The 12,688-nt window shown below is 62.5% G+C and carries 10 protein-coding genes; 4 read left to right on the plus strand and 6 right to left on the minus strand.

What is annotated here, in order from left to right; genetic code table 11:
* The first annotated feature begins 59 nt into the window (after positions 1–59).
* Both K3725_RS07435 and aroB read left to right on the plus strand, forming a co-directional pair.
* A complete protein-coding gene (locus K3725_RS07435) occupies positions 60–650 on the plus strand; it encodes a shikimate kinase (RefSeq protein ID WP_222475460.1) in 591 nt (196 codons plus the stop codon).
* On the plus strand, positions 650–1,756 hold the full coding sequence (gene aroB / locus K3725_RS07440; protein WP_260018161.1) for a 3-dehydroquinate synthase: 1,107 nt from the start codon (positions 650–652) through the stop codon (positions 1,754–1,756). Before K3725_RS07435 ends, aroB begins: the two co-directional genes overlap by 1 nt.
* Before the next feature lie 75 nt (positions 1,757–1,831).
* Here aroB and K3725_RS07445 read toward each other — a convergent pair whose 3' ends face one another.
* Complete coding sequence (locus K3725_RS07445) at positions 1,832–4,033, minus strand: methyl-accepting chemotaxis protein (RefSeq protein WP_260018162.1); 2,202 nt, start codon at positions 4,031–4,033, stop codon at positions 1,832–1,834.
* A gap of 382 nt (positions 4,034–4,415) precedes the next feature.
* Positions 4,416–4,934, minus strand: a complete 519-nt coding sequence (ssb, locus tag K3725_RS07450; RefSeq protein ID WP_260018163.1) for a single-stranded DNA-binding protein — start codon at positions 4,932–4,934, stop codon at positions 4,416–4,418.
* A gap of 233 nt (positions 4,935–5,167) precedes the next feature.
* On the opposite strand from ssb, the gene K3725_RS07455 reads away from it, so the two are divergent.
* Together K3725_RS07455 and K3725_RS07460 are read left to right on the plus strand one after the other, a co-directional pair.
* Positions 5,168–5,752 carry a lytic transglycosylase domain-containing protein gene (locus tag K3725_RS07455; protein ID WP_260018164.1) on the plus strand — a complete coding sequence of 195 codons (585 nt, stop codon included), beginning with the start codon at positions 5,168–5,170 and terminating at the stop codon, positions 5,750–5,752.
* A 132-nt stretch (positions 5,753–5,884) separates the two neighbouring features.
* A complete protein-coding gene (locus tag K3725_RS07460; RefSeq protein WP_260018165.1) occupies positions 5,885–6,259 on the plus strand; it encodes a hypothetical protein in 375 nt (124 codons plus the stop codon).
* Between the two features lie 102 nt (positions 6,260–6,361).
* Here K3725_RS07460 and K3725_RS07465 read toward each other — a convergent pair whose 3' ends face one another.
* The 4 genes from K3725_RS07465 to K3725_RS07480 form a co-directional block, all read right to left on the minus strand.
* Positions 6,362–8,452, minus strand: a complete 2,091-nt coding sequence (locus tag K3725_RS07465; protein ID WP_260018166.1) for an ABC transporter ATP-binding protein — start codon at positions 8,450–8,452, stop codon at positions 6,362–6,364.
* 102 nt (positions 8,453–8,554) lie between these two features.
* Complete coding sequence (locus K3725_RS07470; protein WP_260018167.1) at positions 8,555–9,772, minus strand: ABC transporter permease; 1,218 nt, start codon at positions 9,770–9,772, stop codon at positions 8,555–8,557.
* Positions 9,773–9,787: 15 nt separating this feature from the next.
* Positions 9,788–10,840, minus strand: a complete 1,053-nt coding sequence (locus K3725_RS07475) for an ABC transporter permease (RefSeq protein ID WP_260018168.1) — start codon at positions 10,838–10,840, stop codon at positions 9,788–9,790.
* Between the two features lie 118 nt (positions 10,841–10,958).
* Positions 10,959–12,623, minus strand: a complete 1,665-nt coding sequence (locus K3725_RS07480) for an ABC transporter substrate-binding protein (protein WP_260018169.1) — start codon at positions 12,621–12,623, stop codon at positions 10,959–10,961.
* Between the last annotated feature and the right edge of the window lie 65 nt (positions 12,624–12,688).

The following is a 12,688-nucleotide window of genomic DNA, read 5'->3' on the forward strand; positions in this document are numbered from 1 at the left end:
TGCTCTTTTGCCCAAGTTATATATTCCCTTTTCGGCAAGATCACGTCATTCACTGAAGAATGAGCGAAAAAGAGCAAATCAGCGGCCAGAAGGCAGCAGCGCCGGTGCCTGGGAAACTGAAGAAGACCATCGTGATGGTGGGCATGATGGGGGCCGGCAAGACCGCCGTGGGCCGAGCGCTGGCGGCCCGGCTGAACGCGCCGTTTCTGGACAGCGACCATGAGATCGAAGCCGCCGCCAACATGACCATTCCGGAGATTTTCGCCCGCGACGGCGAGCCTTTCTTCCGCCAGAAGGAGCGCCAGGTGATCGCGCGCCTGCTGGAAGAAGAGCGCGGCGTGCTGTCGACCGGCGGCGGGGCATTCCTGGCAGAGGAGAACCGGCAGGTGATCACCGCCAAGGGCGTCTCGGTCTGGCTGAATGCCGACCTCGAGGTGCTGTGGAACCGGGTGCGCCACCGCGACACCCGGCCGTTGCTGCGCACGGCCGACCCGCGTGCGACACTCAGCAACCTGTATCATCAGCGGGTGCCGCTTTATGCCAAGGCGGATGTGTCGGTGGTCTCGGACGGGCAGGCCTCGATTGAAACCATGGTGGACCGCGTGCTGGACGCCTTGAAGGCACGCCCCGATGTATTGGAGTGGAACTGATGGAGCGCACGGTTCATGTGCCCCTGGGCGAGCGCGCCTATGATGTTGTGATCGGCCCGGGCCTGCTGGCGCAGGCCGGGGAGCGGATCAAGCCGTTCTTGAGCCGCCCGCAGGTGGCGGTGCTGACGGATGAGACCGTGGCGGAGAAGCACCTGGACGCCCTGCGTGCCGGGCTGGCCGCTGCGGGCGTGGAGATGAACGCGCTGGCGCTGCCGCCGGGCGAGGCGACCAAGGGCTGGCCGCAGTTCACCCGCTCGGTGGAATGGCTGCTGGATCAGAAGGTGGAGCGCGGCGACGTGGTTGTGGCCTTTGGCGGCGGCGTCATTGGCGACCTGGCGGGCTTTGCCGCTGCGGTGCTGCGCCGGGGCGTGCGGTTCGTGCAGATCCCGACCTCGCTCCTGGCGCAGGTCGACAGTTCGGTGGGCGGCAAGACCGGCATCAACGCGCCTCAGGGCAAGAACCTGATCGGCGCCTTTCACCAGCCGTCGCTGGTGCTGGCGGATACCTCGGTGCTGGAAACCCTGACCGCGCGGGATTTCCTGTCCGGCTATGGCGAAGTGGTGAAATACGGATTGCTGGGCGATGCGGAGTTCTTTGCCTGGCTGGAACAGAACGGCCCGGCGCTGGCTGCAGGCGATGTGGCGGCGCGGGTCGAGGCGGTGGCGCGCTCGGTGCAGATGAAGGCCGACATCGTGGTGCGCGACGAAACAGAGCAGGGCGACCGGGCGCTGCTCAACCTGGGTCATACCTTCTGCCACGCGCTGGAGGCGGCCACGGGGTACTCGGACCGGCTGCTGCATGGCGAGGGCGTGGCGATCGGCTGCGCGCTGGCGTTTGAGCTGTCGTCCAAGCTGGGCCTGTGTTCGCAGGAAGATCCCAGCCGGGTGCGCGCGCATCTGAAGGCGATGGGCATGAAGACAGATCTGGCCGACATTCCGGGCGATTTGCCCGGGGCAGAGGCGCTGCTGGATCTGATGGGCCAGGACAAGAAAGTGGTTGCCGGCCAGCTGCGTTTCATCCTGGCGCGCGGCATCGGCGAGGCCTTTGTCACCGGCGATGTGCCGCCGGGCGCGGTGCTGGACGTGCTGCGCAGCGCGGGCGCCTGAACCGGGCGGGCACCCGCGGACAGTCAAAGGGCAGCCCCGGGGCTGCCCTTTTTGTTTGCTGTGCCAGCGGCCGGCTCAGGCTGCGTTGCTGCTGTTCAGGTCCTGGTCCCAGCCGTCATCCTCTGCATCAAAGTCGATGCTGAGCGGCGGATGCGCCGCTGGCGCCGGCAGGGCTGAGGCGGCCGCGCCGATGGTGAATTGAGACACCTGCTCCCGCAGCTCCTGTGCCTGTTCAGACAGTGAGGTGGTCGCCGCGGTGGTCTGTTCGGCCATGGCGGCGTTCTGCTGGGCCATCATCTCCAGCTCACCGACAGCGGTGTTGACATCGCTCATCTGGGCCGACTGTTCCTTCATGTTGCCGGCAATCTCGACCACCAGCGAGGAAATCTCGCCGACCTGGTCATTCACGGTGGCCATGGCCTGGCCGGCCTGATCCACCAGCGCCGCACCGTTTTTGACCTGTTCGGAGCTGCGGGCGGTCAGTTCGTCGATCTGCTGCACCGCGTCGGCACAGCGCTGTGCCAGCATCCGCACCTCGGAGGCGACAACCGCAAAGCCGCGGCCTGCTTCGCCTGCGCGGGCGGCCTCAACCCCGGCGTTCAGCGCCAGCAGGTTGGTTTGGAAGGCGATGTCCTGGATCACCTTGGTGATCTGGGAAATCTCCTGCGAGGATTCCTGCAGCTTGTCCATTGCGGTGATGGTGTTCTTGACCACCTCGTCGCAGGATTTGACCCCGTGCTGTGCGCTGTCGGCCAGCTGCTCGGCGCGGCCGGCGTTTTCGGCGGAGCGCTGCACGTTGCTGGTCAGCTCCCCCATGGCATGGGTCGTTTTTTCAAGCGTCGCCGATTCCGCCTCGGTGCGGTGGGCGAGGTCCATGGAGGCCTCGGCAATCGACTTGGTGCTTTCATCGACGCTGCTGGTGAGTTCGGCAATCACGGAGATGGCCGTGCTCAGCGCTGTCAGCGAATCGTTGAAGTCCATCCGGATCGATTTGAATTCATCCGGAAAGAACTCCTGGATCGGCTTGTCCAGGCGTTTCTGCTGGAGGTCCATCAGTGATTTGCCGATGGTGCGGGCCACGGTGAGGATCTCCTCCCGGCGTTCTTTCTCCTCCTGCACGCGCTCTTCCTGCTTGCGCTGGGTGACGGTGCGCAGATCGACGACATTGCGTGCCACCGTGCCGATTTCGTCGCGGCGGGTTGCGCCGGGAACCTCGACCTCGGTCTCGCCGGAGCCGAGTTTCTTCAGCGCCACGTTCAGAACCGCCAGACCCCCGGTGATGTTGCGGGCAATCGACAGGCCAAGCAGAAGCACCAGCCCCAGCATGACAGCGGCAAAAATGGCCATCTCTGTCAGCAGCAGCTTGCTGTGCGCATCAAAGGCAGCCATGTCGCGCTCCAAATGCTCGATCAGCAGCACTTCCTTCTTTTGCAGAACCTCGATGGCCTTGGTTGCAGCTGCGAACCAGCTTTCCGCAGTGACGTCCGCGCCGTTGTCGCCGTGCAGAATACCCTTGCGCAGGTCCTCGAAGGTTTTCATTTCGGGGCTGCCGAACAAGCCCTGAACGGCTTTCCGGTCCTCTGCGGTTGCGAAGTTCATGAAGGTGCTCAGGCGCTCCTTGAACAGTTCATGATAGGCAACGAAGGTTTCGCGGTCTTTCGGTTTCCAGCCATGCTTGAACCCCACGGCGCCGGCTGCACGTTCCAGGCCCGCGGCGTCGATCGCACGCATGAAGAAGGACAGGGCCACGGCCTCCTGCGAGATCCGGGGATCGTCGATGCCGTTGGCCAGTGCCAGACCGGTCTGGATGAGGGCCGCGTTCAGTTCCGTGTAATAAGAAATCAGATCCTTCAGCTTCAAAGAGTGGGTGTCTATCTTCTGGCGGATGTCCTTCTTGCGGGCCAGTTCCGACCTGGCAAAGGTGATGGAATCTGCGGACTCGGCCGGTATGGACGCAAGGTCGATGTGGCTGATCTCCTCGAGATAGGCAGCCATCTTGGCGTCATTTTCCTGGCGCACCTTGACCAGCTTTTCCGGCGGCGTGCCCGCGGCGCTTTCGAGATAGTTTGCGCTCAGCCCGCGTTCCAGCTGCAGATTGTGGACAAGGCTGCTCATATGTTCCAGCACCTCCCCGGCGAGGACCGTGTCGGCCTGGGCCTTGCGCTGCAGGTCGAGCAGGGTTTGCCCGATGAACCAAAGGCTGAGAAGCAGCGGTGCTGCCAGAAGTATCCCGATCTTGGTTCTGATCGAGAGATGCTGCAAAAAGCGCATACCCATATTCCGAATCCTTGATGAACCGTTTCCCGTTATTTCCATTCAGCATTCAGGATATGTCTTAATTTTCACCTAGCTGCCGGCCAGCAGACCGTAATTTTATCGCAAAATGGCGGGCGCCTTCTGGCCGCCGGGAAAGGCTGTCTGCATTGGGGGACAGCGGGTTACCCGATTGAAAAGAAAACCTGAATTTCAGATGTATCAATAGGAAGTGCGGCCAGCGCTGAGACTGAAAGGCAGATGGAGAGACCATGGCCCGCAGGCGGTGTCTCCCGCCCGCAATGCCATCAGAAAACCAGTGCAAGCAGCAAAAAACCCCCCGGACCAAAGGGCCGGAGGGTGATGTCTGACAGCGGTCAGTGTTTCTTGATTCGCCCGGACGGGATCAGAACGGGATTTCGTCGTCGTCGATGTTGTGGGACGCGCCGCCGCCAAAGCTGCCGCCGCCACCGCCGCCCTGCGGTCCGCTGTCATAACCGCCGCCGTAGCCGCCGCCCTGGCTGCCGCCGCCGTAACCGCCGCCGCCCTGGCCGCCGCCGCCACCGCCTTCGCCGCGGCCATCCAGCATGGTCAGGGTGGAGCCGAAGCCCTGCAGCACGATTTCGGTCGAGTAACGGTCCTGGCCGCTCTGGTCCTGCCACTTGCGGGTCTGCAGCTGGCCTTCGATGTAGACCTTGGAGCCCTTGCGCAGATACTGCTCGCAGACGCGGACCAGGCCTTCGCTGAAGACAGCGACGGAGTGCCATTCAGTCTTCTCGCGGCGCTCGCCGGTGTTGCGGTCCTTCCAGGTTTCCGAGGTGGCAATGCGCAGGTTGCAGACCTTGCCGCCGTTCTGGAAGCTGCGCACCTCCGGGTCGCGGCCCAGGTTGCCGATGAGCATGACTTTGTTGAGTGAGCCGGCCATAGGGTTCCGTCCTTTATTTCCTGAATATCCTGTCATTGACCGGACCGGTGCGAATCCGTCCGGGCTGTTTTGCCAGCACACTATAGACCCCGGCAGGGTGAGGAAAGCAGCTCTCTGGGGATGGTTTTGCGCTTGTTTCGACGCCGCACACAGGTTCTTGCGCCTGTGTTGCTTTAAATTTGCTCCGCATTGGTTATATTTGCGCAAACAGGGACAGTGTCGGGACAGCGGATATGCGCAAAGCCGTTGCGGGTTTGGTTATTGCCATGGTTGGAGCAGGGCAGCCTGCGGCTGCCGATATGTTCAGCACCAAGAACCGGCGGGATCTGTTTGCGGCCCACACGAGGGTGCTGGATGGACGGGCCGCGGCCCAGTACAAGAACTCTGTCCGGCTTCAGCCCAAGACCTTCAGCATCCCGTCCTCCGGCGGCACGCTGCCTTACAGCGGCAAGTACCGCGGCCAGTATCTGGAGATGGCGCGCAGCGCGGCACGCCAGCACGGCGTGCCGGAGGATCTGTTCCTGCGCCTGGTTCAGCAGGAGAGCAACTGGAACCCCAATGCCAAGTCGCACAAGGGCGCGCTGGGTCTGGCCCAGCTGATGCCGGCCACCGCGCGGGCGCTGGGGGTGAATCCGGCCGTGCCGCAGCAGAACCTGGAGGGCGGTGCCCGCTATCTGGCGCGCCAGTTCCGCAAGTTCGGCTCCTGGCGGCTGGCGCTTGCGGCCTATAACGCCGGTCCGGATGCGGTGAAGAAATACGGCGGGGTGCCGCCCTACAAGGAAACCCAGAACTACGTGCGGAAGATCTGGGGCAGCTAGGGTCCTGATCCCAAGGCGGCGCAGGCGTTAACCTGTGGATAACTTTCCTTAATGCCGCGTTAACTCCGCCGGAGTGTCAAGCATTTGCCTTAATTTTTCGTGAATCTGCACGCAGGTTCTGGAGGGAATGCCTTGTATATCAACAGCTTTGACGAACGCCTTGAACGCATCGACTGGCAGCCGAGCGCGGTGCCGACCCGGCATATGATCGACAGCGTTCTGGCCAGCCGTCTGCCGGTTCAGCCGCGCAGCGCGATGCTCAGCCTGGCAGGCGCGGTCACGGGCATTCTGATCGGCGTCGGGCTGAAGGGCATGACGGTTGCGGACTCGCCGTGGGGACCGGACAGCGGCCTGGCGGGACTGGCAGGCAGCGGCCTGGCTCTGGCCGGTCTTGCGGTTTCAGTGGCGGCTGCCTTGGTGGCGGCAGCCAAGGGCAGCAAGGCGCCGCGGCTGATGCAATTTGCCTCGATCAACCTTCTGATGATTTCGGTGCTGCTGCTGAGCTGAGACCGCCCCCCGCGGGAGTGGGGGCACTGCTGTGATGATGTGCGCATGAAAACGCCGGGGTGTCAGCACCCCGGCTTTTCTTTTGCGCGCTGTTCTGGCGCCTTACTCGGCTGCGACCTTGATCACCGGCTTCATGCGCTCCAGCACGTCGTCGCTGAGGTGGCATTTGATCTGGTGGCCGCCGTCCAATGTGCGCACCGGCGGGACCTCCTTCTCGCACAGCCCGCCCGGCACTTCGGATTTCCAGCGGCAGCGGGTCTGGAACGGGCAGCCCGGCGGCGGGTTCATCGCCGAGGGAATGTCGCCTTCCAGAACGATGTGCTCTTTCTCCACGGAGGTATCAGCAATCGGCACCGCGCTCAGCAGCGCCTCGGTGTAGGGGTGGTAGGGCGGTGCAAACACCTGGTCGGTGTCGCCAAGTTCCACCACATGGCCGAGGTACATCACCATCACCCGGTCGGAGAGGTAGCGCACGATGCTGAGGTCGTGGGAGATGAACAGCAGCGTCGTCTTCTCGTTGCGCTGAATCTCCATCAGGAGGTCGGTGACCGCAGCCTGCACCGACACGTCGAGCGCAGAGACCGGCTCATCCGCCACCACGATGCGGGCGCCGCCGGCAAAGGCGCGGGCGATGCCCACACGCTGCTTCTGGCCGCCTGACAGCTGCCGCGGCATCCGGTCGGCAAAGGCGCGGGGCAGTTTCACCAGGTCCAGAAGCTCCAGCATGCGCTTGCGCCGTTCGGCCTCTGAATCGCCGATGCCGAAGATTTCCAATGCCCGCATGATCTGACGGCCCACGGTCATCGAGGGGTTCAGAGTATCGAAGGGGTTCTGGAACACCATCTGCACGTCGGAGACGGTCTTGGTGTCACGCTCCTCGATCGGGATCTGCTCGATGTTGCGGTTGTCGAGCAGGATCTGGCCCTCGGTGGCGGTTTCCAGTCCCATCAGCACCTTGGCGAAGGTGGATTTGCCGCAGCCGGACTCGCCGACAATGGCGAGGGTTTCGGATTCGCGGGCCTCGAAGCTGAGGGTTTCGTTGGCTTTCACCACCTTCTTATCGCCGCCGCCGAACAGGGCATTGGCAGATACCTCATAGTATTTCTTGAGGTTATCGATCTTGAGGATGACCTTGCCGGGCGCGGTCTTTTCCTTCTGGTCGGCAAGCGTCAGAGGTGCATTCCAGTCGATTTCCTGGAACTTCAGGCAGCGGGTTTCGTGCCGGTCATTGCCGTGCACCGGCGACATCGGGATGACCATGTCCTGATCGCAGCGGCCCTCCTCGAAGTAATCGCAGCGCGGGCCGAAGTTGCAGCCGTTTGGCCGTTCGTGGGGCAGCGGGAAGTTGCCCGGAATGGCCACCAGCGGACGCGAGTTCTTGTCGGCGCCGGGCAGCGGGATCGAGCGGAACAGCGCCTGGGTATAGGGATGCTGCATTTCGTCGAACACATCGTGGATCGAGCCGCGCTCCACTGCCTCGCCAGAGTACATCACGCACAAGCGGTCGCAGGTTTCCAGCACCAGGCCGAGGTTGTGGGAGATGAACAGCATCGAGGTGCCGTATTTCTTGCCCAGGTCCTTGACCAGTTCGACCACTGCGGCCTCCACCGTCACGTCCAGCGCGGTTGTCGGCTCGTCCAGAATCAGCAGCGACGGTTTCGACATCAGCGCCATTGCAATCACGATCCGCTGCTGCTGGCCGCCCGACAGCTGGTGCGGGAAGGAATTCAGCATCCGCTCCGGGTCGGGCAGGCGCACGTCGGTCACCACTTCCAGCGCGCGCTGATAGGCTTCCTTTTCGCTGACGCCCTCGTGGATCATCGGCACTTCCATCAGCTGCTTGCCGATCTTCATCGCCGGATTGAGGCTGGCCATCGGCTCCTGATAGATCATCGCGATCTCATTGCCGCGGATGTCGCGGAGTTCTTCGGCGCTCATCTCCGCCAGATCGCGGCCCTTGAACTTGATGGTGCCGCCGACGACACGGCCGTTCTTGCCCAGATCCTGCATGACGCCAAGCGCCACGGTGGATTTACCGCAGCCGGACTCGCCCACAAGGCCCACGGCCTCGCCGGGCTGAACGGTGACCGAGAAATCCATCACTGCAGGAATTTCGCGCAACCGGGTGAAGAAGGAGATCGACAGCTTGTTAATCTCGAGGATCGGGCCGTCGTAGTCTGCCAGTTTGTTCATATTCTTTTCTCCCTGTTGAGGCTGGAAGAGACAGGATCCCTTTCATCTGGCCTCAAGTATCCCGGGGGTCCGGGGGCTGGCCCCCGGTCCCGCCGGTTTGGATCAATCCCTCAGGCTTTCCTCGCGCAGGCCGTCGGCCAGCAGGTTGAGGCCCAGAACCAGCGTCAGCAGCGCGAAGGCAGGCGGCAGCGCCGGGTGCAGGTAGATCGACAAGAGCTTGCGCCCGTCATTGATGGTTGAACCCCAGTCCGGGCTTTCCGGCGGCAGGCCGAGGCCAAAGAAGCCGAGGGTGCCAAGCAGGATGGTGGTGTAGCCGATGCGGAGGCAGAAATCGACGATCAGCGGCCCGCGGGCGTTGGGCAGGATTTCCCACAGCATGATGTACCAGGGCCCTTCGCCGCGCGTCTGGGCAGCCGCCACATAGTCGCGGGTTTTGATGTCCAGCGTCAGGCCGCGCACGATGCGGAACACGGTGGGCGAGTTGACGAAGACCACCGAGACGAACACCACCAGGATACCGCCGGGGATGTCGAAGAAATCCAGCACTTTCGGCAGTCCCGGGATCTTGAAGCCGGTGCTGGTGTTGATCAAGTAGCCGCCGTTGGAGACGAGCTGCAGATAGAGCCAGATCGCAATGCCAAGAACACCGGCCATCAGCGGGTTACGCAGCTTGGGCCGGGTGTAATAGCGCGAGTTCAGCAGCACGCCGATGAAGACGATGGGGAACATGAACAGGACAATCGCCATATAGTTCGGAACGCCGGTTGCCACGATCTCGGGCGTGACCAGCAGGTAGAACAGCAGGATCACCGGGAAGGCCAGGATCAGGTTCGCCAGGAACGACAGGATGGTGTCCAGCCGGCCGCCGTAGTAGCCGGCAGGCAGGCCCAGCGTAATGCCGACCATAAAGGCGAACAAAGTGGCCAGCGGGGCGATCTGCACAACCACCCAAGCTCCTTTGATCAAGCGGCTGAAGACGTCGCGGGCCAGGTTGTCGCCGCCCAGAAGGTACCATTGGTATTCTTCCTCGCCGAGGCCGCGGACCGGGGTGCCGGGCACCTTGTTCTTCATGCCGGAGACTTGAGACAGCGGGTCATGCGTCACGATCATGTCCATCGCGCCGTAGATGCCGGTGAAGACCCAGAACATGACCAGGGCAAAGCCGATCATGCCGATGGGGCTGTCGAACAGTTTGCCATAGAGCCCGAGGCGGCGCTTGAAGGCCGCAGAGAGGGCAAAGAGAATGAGAAGCGAAATCCAGACCGGCGACAGCTGGTAGAGGATCCGCGCGGTGATATCGAGTGCGCTAAGAGGTTCCATGCTTTGCTGCCTTCCTTAGGAGATCCGGATACGCGGGTTGAGGTACACGTAGCCAATGTCGGAGATCATCTGGGTAATCAGAACAACGAACACGGACACCACGGACACAGCCAGCAGCAGGTCGATGTCGTTGTTGCCGGCAGCTTGCACCAGGATGAAGCCGAAGCCTTTGTAGTTGAACAGGGTTTCCACGATCACCACACCATTCAGCAGCCAGGGGAACTGCAGCATGATCACGGTGAAAGGCGCGATCAGCGCGTTCCTCAGCGCGTGTTTGATGACGATGTTGTGGAAGCTCACGCCCTTGAGGCGGGCGGTGCGGATGTATTGCGCGGTCATTACCTCGGTCATCGAGGCGCGGGTCATGCGGGCGATGTAGCCCATCCCGTAGAGCGCAATGGTCAGCACCGGCAGGAAGAAGTTTTCGAACGTCGGGTTGTCGGTTGCCGCAGTTGCGGTTCCCTTGAACCACTTCAGGCCGACAGTGGACGATGTGAAGACGGCGATGAAGATAACGCCAGAGACATATTCGGGGGTTGCCGTGGTCAGAATGGAGACCGTCGACAGGCCGCGGTCGGTTGCCGAGCCCTCGCGCATCCCGGCCAGAACACCGATGATCAAGGCAGAGGGAACCATCAGCAGCAGCACCCAGCCCATCAGGCGCAGCGTGTTCAGCAGGCGCTCGGTGATGATGCTGGCCACATCCTTTTTGAAAACGCTGGAATATCCCCAGTCCCCTTGCAGGATGCCGCAGAAGGTCGGCGCATTTGCAGCCTCCTCTGCACTGACCTCACCGGTGATGCAGCGGCCAGTGATGCCGTCTTCGCTCTCGCGGGTCCAGCCGGGCAGCACGCCCAGCCATTCGCCGTAGCGGCTGATCATCCAGCCGCTGTGGCCGTTCTTGTCCAGCCAGCTGGCCACGGCTTCATCCGTCATGCGGAAGTTGCCCTGGGTTTTGGCGAGTTTTTCGAGGTTGGGGTAGAGGTTCGTGAGGAAGAACACGATGAACGTCAGGCACAGGGCCGTCAGCAGCATCACGCCCGAACGGCGGAGAATGAAAAGTCCCATTTGGGTCCCCTGTCAGTCTGGCGGATCGGACCCGGCTCAAAGGGCGGGTCTCTTATCTTTTTAGCTGGAAAGCACCGCCCCGATTAGGGGCGGTGCAAGTGTCAGGAACTGGCGGGGCTTAGGCTGCCCAGCCCCACTTGTAGTGGTGGTGTTCGAAGGAGACGTGCATGTCGGCACCGACAACACCCTCGCGCATGTGGCGGTACAGCGAACGCCAGTAGGGCTGGATGGTCACGCCTTCTTCCTGGATCAGGGCCTGGCCCTTGGCCGAGATTTCACGGCGCTTGTCAGCGTCGGCAATCGAAAGGGCCTGCTCCAGCAGGGCGTCGAACTCAGGGTTGGACCAGCCGAACTCGTTCCAGGCTTCGCCCGACTTATAAGCCAGCGCCCAGATCTGCACGCCCAGCGGGCGGTGGTTCCAGTTGGTCGAGGAGAACGGGTACTTGGCCCAGTCATTCCAGAAGGTCGAGCCGGGCAGAACAGTCCGCTTCACCTTGAAGCCAGCGTCGCGCAGCTGTGCCGCCACCGCGTCGGTGGTGTTCCGGCGCCAGTCATCGTCAATCGACAGGATTTCATGCTCGAAGTCCATCATGCCGGCTTCTTCCATCAGCGCCTTGGCGCCGGCGGGGTCAACCTTCTGCGGCGGCAGTTCGGCATATTCCGGATGGATCGGGCCAACGTGGTGGTTTTCTGCAGGCTCGCCGCGGCCTCCATAACCCAGTTCCAGGCAGACAGAGTTGTCGACGGCCATCTGGATCGCCTTGCGGACGCGCTTGTCTGCATAGGGTTTCTTGCCGTCGATTTCCGCCAGCTGGTTGGTGCGGATCACGATCGAGGACATGGTCACAACTTCGGACTTCTTGTAGCCGAGGCCATCCATCACGTCGATGAATTCACCAACCGACTCATAGAGCATGTCCACTTCGTCAGATTCCAGAGCCGCCAGCCAGGACGACGGATCAGTGCCGAAATCCACGTATTCGATGCGGTCCAGCGCCGGCTTGCCGTAAATCGCCTCGCCCCACCAGGTGTGGTCGTCGTTGCGTTCCAGAACCGAGCGCACGCCGACTTCCAGCTCTGTCAGCAGGAACGGGCCGGTGCCGACGTTCTGGGTGAAGTCGTTGGTCTGGAAGGAAGAGTGCACGATGGCCGCCGGGTAGTCGGCCATGCCTGCAATCAGCGAAATGTCGGAGGCCGGCAGGTTCAGCTTGACGGTGTGGCTGTCCACAACCTCAATGCTGCCTTCAACCGCCTGGCCGGTGTCGCCGTCGACCAGGGTTGCGAAACGGCCGGCCATCGAGTTGCCTTCCAGGCCCTTGTCGCACCAGCCGGCGATATTGCGGGCAACATCTTCGGCGGTGAAGTCGTCACCGTTGTTCCACTTCACGCCTTTGCGGACGTTCAGCGTGTAGACGGTGGCGTCTTCGTTGATTTCCCAGCTTTCCAGCAGCATGCCGGTGAAGGAGCCGTCGTTGTTGTATTCAACCAGGTATTCGATGGTGCCGCGGGTCTTGTTGGCCATCTGCGACCAGTCAAAGGTGCGCGGGTCCTTCAGCGGGCGGACTTCGGTCTGCACACGCAGGGTGCCGCCTTGCTGCTTCTCTTCTGCGGCTTTCACGGGAGCAGCCAGGCCGATCATGCCATAGGCCGCTGCTGCGGTGACGCCCAGCGAAGTGGCGCGGGTCAGGAACTCCCGGCGGTCCAGCTTGCCGTCCAGCACTTCCTTGGCGTGCATCTTGGCGGCCCAATGGATCGGGGCTCCGTTGATGGTGTCTTTGGTCATTTAGGTCTCCCTGTCGTACCGTTCGGTCATTTTCTTGCGAAACGGATTTTGGCCCGGCGGCTGGC

Source organism: Leisingera sp. S132 (assembly GCF_025144465.1).
In the GTDB taxonomy this organism is placed as follows: domain Bacteria; phylum Pseudomonadota; class Alphaproteobacteria; order Rhodobacterales; family Rhodobacteraceae; genus Leisingera.

Bases quoted from the DNA above. Each gene is read 5' to 3' on its own strand.
- K3725_RS07435 (WP_222475460.1), top strand. From the start codon at position 60: ATGAGCGAAAAAGAGCAAATCAGCGGCCAGAAGGCAGCAGCGCCGGTG.
- aroB (WP_260018161.1), top strand. From the start codon at position 650: ATGGAGCGCACGGTTCATGTGCCCCTGGGCGAGCGCGCCTATGATGTT.
- K3725_RS07445 (WP_260018162.1), bottom strand. From the start codon at position 4,033: ATGGGTATGCGCTTTTTGCAGCATCTCTCGATCAGAACCAAGATCGGG.
- ssb (WP_260018163.1), bottom strand. From the start codon at position 4,934: ATGGCCGGCTCACTCAACAAAGTCATGCTCATCGGCAACCTGGGCCGC.
- K3725_RS07455 (WP_260018164.1), top strand. From the start codon at position 5,168: ATGCGCAAAGCCGTTGCGGGTTTGGTTATTGCCATGGTTGGAGCAGGG.
- K3725_RS07465 (WP_260018166.1), bottom strand. From the start codon at position 8,452: ATGAACAAACTGGCAGACTACGACGGCCCGATCCTCGAGATTAACAAG.
- K3725_RS07470 (WP_260018167.1), bottom strand. From the start codon at position 9,772: ATGGAACCTCTTAGCGCACTCGATATCACCGCGCGGATCCTCTACCAG.
- K3725_RS07475 (WP_260018168.1), bottom strand. From the start codon at position 10,840: ATGGGACTTTTCATTCTCCGCCGTTCGGGCGTGATGCTGCTGACGGCC.
- K3725_RS07480 (WP_260018169.1), bottom strand. From the start codon at position 12,623: ATGACCAAAGACACCATCAACGGAGCCCCGATCCATTGGGCCGCCAAG.